The organism is Moorena sp. SIO4E2 (assembly GCF_010671945.1).
GTDB classification, from domain to species: Bacteria; Cyanobacteriota; Cyanobacteriia; order Cyanobacteriales; family Coleofasciculaceae; genus Moorena; species Moorena producens.
This window is the reverse complement of record NZ_JAAHIE010000568.1, coordinates 1-4,400: the sequence shown is the minus strand read 5'-3', so window position 1 is coordinate 4,400 and position 4,400 is coordinate 1. Positions and strand designations below refer to the sequence as shown.

Below are 4,400 nucleotides of genomic sequence, written 5' to 3'. Positions count from 1 at the left end.
ATCTGGCGATAGCATTAGTAGGCACTGCCCACCAAAGAATTAATCACAATAGAATATTGATGTAGGGTGGGCAGTGCCAAAGATAGATAAGAGCATCTGGCGATAGCATTAGTAGGCACTGCCCACCCTACTAACTACTAACTAACTCACCCAATTTAAAAATACTATAATAAACCAAGACTCTGAATAATCTCCTTCAAAAATGGAACCATTAGCTGCTGCCGTTGTCGCTATTTCTACTGTGCTAGGAACTAAAGCCCTAGAAAAAACTGGGGAAAATGTCGGGCAAGTTGTCTGGAACCAGACTAGCCAGTTTCTGGAATGCCTCAGAAAACAGTCTCCAGATACAGTAACTGCGATCGAGCAAGCTCCAGAGCAACCCCTCGATTATGCCAAGGTGGTATTGCAGCTAGAAACAGCAGCGAAGCAAAATCCCGAAGTTGCCCAAGCCATGGAGCATTTAGTGACTACTGTTAATGTTCAAGATTTGCCTAATTTAGAGGAAATTATTCAAGACATTAACAAAGCCTTGGAATCCCACCAAGCTAAGCGTGACAATTACAACATTGAGAAAGTAGATAACCAGGGTAACTTCGTCCAAGGGAAGAGTATTAATAAAGAGAATACTAATATTGGAGGAAGCCAAAATATTATTAAAGGCGACCAAACTATTAATTATAATAATACTTGAGTGCAGTCGCCTGGGAGGCAGGTTAAACAAACTCGACCAAATCAAGCACCCCCACCACCTCCGTATTATGTCGAACGCCCGGAAGTAAGCGAACAACTAAAACAAATTCTGTTATCGAAAGAAACCGCTAGAGCTGGCACTTTAGTGGTTAGTGCGATCTATGGCTTAGGAGGAATTGGTAAATCTACCTTAGCTGCAGCCTTAGCCCATGATCCAGAAGTTCAATCCCATTTTACCGATGGGATTTTTTGGGCAACCTTAGGTCAGTACCCTGATATTTTATCCTTTCTAAGTACGTGGATACAGCAATTAGGTGATTATGATTTTAAACCGATTAACATTGATAGCGCTTCTTTACAATTAAGAACGTTATTATCCGATAAAAAAGCGTTGCTAGTGGTTGATGATGTTTGGAAGACAGAGGATGCACAATTCTTTAATTTTGGTGGACCGGGTTGTCAAATTTTGGTAACAACTCGTGAGGCTGCGATCGCTAAAATTCTCAAAGCCATAGAATATCCTCTGGATGTGATGCAGCCATGGCAAGCTATGAAACTGCTAACCGAAAAACTAGGACGTAACCTCACTGATACAGAAACTCAGGAAGCTGAAGCTTTAGCCAAAGAGGTCGGTTACCTGCCTTTGGCCCTAGAACTAATTGCTGCACAGGTGGCTGGTGGTAATTCTTGGAACGTTTTATTACAAGATATGCAGCAAGAGGTAGCTCGGTTAAAAGGATTGGATCAACCAGGGGCTAGAGATGCTAAGGATGAGGCAAGTTTAAAACAGCTCAGCTTAACTGCATCATTAAACTTGAGTATAAAAAGATTACCAGCACAAGAACGAGAAGACTTTATTTGGCTGGGAATATTACCGGATGATGTAAACATTACTCAGGCAATGATTGCAACTCTCTGGGATATGGATGATGAGCGGGATGCAGCAGAGGAGTTGCGCTACTTCCAAGATAAAGCGCTGTTATTGTCTGGTAGCCCTGGGGCAGATGGAACACTAACCTACCGTTTACATGACTTATTTCATGACCTTGCACGTAATTTATTGATTGCTCCTCCAAAACCGAAACGCAAAGGAAATCTACCAGGATTAGGCATAACTCTGCCTGCTGCTCATGGCACATTATTGGAGAAGTATCGAAATTTAACCGATAACAACCTCTGGCATACCTTATCCGATGATGGTTATATTTATAACCACTTAACCTGGCACCTAGAGAAAGCCCAAAAGATAGATGAAATTCATCAACTCCTGAAAGAAGAAACTCCAGAAGGAGATAACGGTTGGTATTGGCAGTGTGAAAGACAGGGAAACACTGCCAATTTTGTTAAATATCTATCGAAAGCTTGGCAAATAGCAGCAGCTAATTTTACAGAAAATCCCACAGAATCGATTAGTCTACAGTGTCGTTATGCTCTGATTACCACATCCCTCAATAGCTTGGCTAGAAATATTCCTCCAGAGTTAATGGCAGCATTAGTTAAGAATAAAATCTGGACGCCAGCTCAGGCACTAGCTTATGTGCGACAGAATAAAGATTCTAGAAGTCAAGCAGAGAGTTTGAAGGCAATTAGTAAGTATCTCCCGTCTTCTTTATTACCGGAAGCCTTAGATTGCGCTAGAGGGATTTCCGATGAAAAATACCGAGCCGATGCCTTAGTGGCCTTAGCCCCCCACTTACCCGATGTGTTACCTCAAGCTTTAGATTGCGCCAGAGGGATTTCCGATGAATCAGACCGAGCCCATGCCTTAGTGGCCTTAGCCCCCCACTTCCCGGATGTGTTACCCCAAGCCTTAGATTGCGCCAGAGGGCTTGACCATGAATCAGACCGAGCCCATGCCTTAGTGGCCTTAGCCCCCCACTTCCCGGATGTGTTACCCCAAGCCTTAGATTGCGCCAGAGGGCTTGACCATGAATCAGACCGAGCCCATGCCTTAGTGGCCTTAGCCCCCCACTTCCCGGATGTGTTACCCCAAGCCTTAGATTGCGCCAGAGGGATTTCCGATAAAAAACACCGAGCAAAAGCCTTAATCGCCTTAGCCCCCCACTTACCGGATGTTTTACCAGAAGCTTTAGATTGCGCCAGAGGGATTGACCATGAAAGGTACCGAGCCGAAGCCTTAGTGGCCTTAGCCCCCCACTTACCGGAAGAGTTGTTACCCCAAGCCTTAGATTGCGCCAGAGGGATTTCCGATGAAGAACACCGAGCCGAAGCCTTAGTGGCCTTAGCCCCCCACTTACCGGAAGTATTACATCAAGCCTTAGATTGCGCCAGAGGGATTTGCAATCAATACTACCGAGCATTAGCCTTAGTGGCCTTAGCCCCCCACTTACCGGAAGTATTACATCAAGCCTTAGATTGCGCCAGAGGGATTTGGGATGAATCAGACCGAGCCAGAGCTTTAGTGGCCTTAGCCCCCCACTTTCCCGATGTGTTACCTCAAGCCTTAGATTGCGCCAGAGGGATTTGGGATGAAGAACACCGAGCCGATGCCTTAGTGGCCTTAGCCCCCCACTTACCGGAAGAGTTGTTACCCCAAGCCTTAGATTGCGCCAGAGGGATTTGGCATGAAGAACACCGAGCCGATGCCTTAGTGGTCTTAGCCCCCCATTTACCGGAAGAGTTGTTACCCCAAGCCTTAGATTGCGTTAGAGGGATTTCCCATGAATTCCGCCGAGCAAAAGCCTTAGTGGCCTTAGCCCCCCACTTACCGGAAGTATTACATCAAGCCTTAGATTCCGCCACAGGGCTTTCCCATGAATACCACCGAGCAAAAGCCTTAGGAGCCTTAGCCCCCCACTTACCGGAAGTGTTGTTACCCCAAGCCTTAGATTGCGCCAGAGGGATTGACCATGAATTCCGCCGAGCCGAAGCCTTAGGAGCCTTAGCCCCCCACTTCCCGGAAGAGTTGTTACCCCAAGCCTTAGATTTCGCCAGAGGGATTTCGGATCAATACTACCGAGTCAAAGTCTTAGAAGCCTTAGCCCCCCACTTACCGGAAGAGTTGTTACACCAAGCCTTAGATTACGCCAGAGGCATTGACCATGAATACCACCGAGTATTAGCCTTAGTGGCCTTAGCCCCTCACTTACCGGAAGAGTTGTTACCCCAAGCCTTAGATTGCGCCAGAGGGATTGACCATGAATACGACCGAGCCAAAGCCTTAGTGGCCTTAGCCCCCCACTTCCGTGATATGTTACCGGAAGCCTTAGATTGCGCCAGAGGGCTTGACCATGAATACTCCCGACCCGATGCCTTACAGAACTTAATTAAGACCTTAACTCCTTCATCAGTTGATTTTCCTCTTTGGCAACAAATTCTTGATGGTTTAGCTAGTCTAACCCGTCCCCATTTTCTTGAAGCTCTTCCTGAATTAGCGCCTTTAATCATCAAGTTTGGGGGTATTGAAGCCCTAAGAGAAACGGTGGCAGCGGTTGATGATGTTAGTCGATGGTGGAAATAGGGAAAAGGGAATCGGGAATCGGGAATCGGGAATCGGGAATCGGGGAGAGTTTTCCATCAACGTTATGGATATTTCAATAGATTGAGTTCTGAGATAAAGCGATAATCTCGTTGATTTTTACTGAGTAGAAGAATTTGATTTTCAATAGCGGTAGCAGCAATTAGAGCGTCTGGGATTAGGAGTCCATGACTGAGATAGTAGCGGCCTATCAACTGTTCTGCTTTGAGGG

Annotated in this window: 2 protein-coding genes; both read left to right on the top strand. The window is 46.0% G+C overall.

The features are described 5' to 3' along the window. Positions 1-202: 202 nt before the first annotated feature. Positions 203-691: a hypothetical protein gene (locus tag F6K37_RS33140; RefSeq protein WP_287254916.1), complete on the top strand. Its 489-nt coding sequence runs from the start codon at positions 203-205 to the stop codon at positions 689-691. Further along, complete coding sequence (locus F6K37_RS33135; RefSeq protein WP_287254914.1) at positions 692-4,171, top strand: NB-ARC domain-containing protein; 3,480 nt, start codon at positions 692-694, stop codon at positions 4,169-4,171. It begins immediately after the preceding gene. The last annotated feature ends 229 nt before the right edge of the window (positions 4,172-4,400 follow it).

Coding starts and splice junctions, on each gene's coding strand:
- F6K37_RS33140 (WP_287254916.1), top strand. CDS start 203: ATGGAACCATTAGCTGCTGCCGTTGTCGCTATTTCTACTGTGCTAGGA.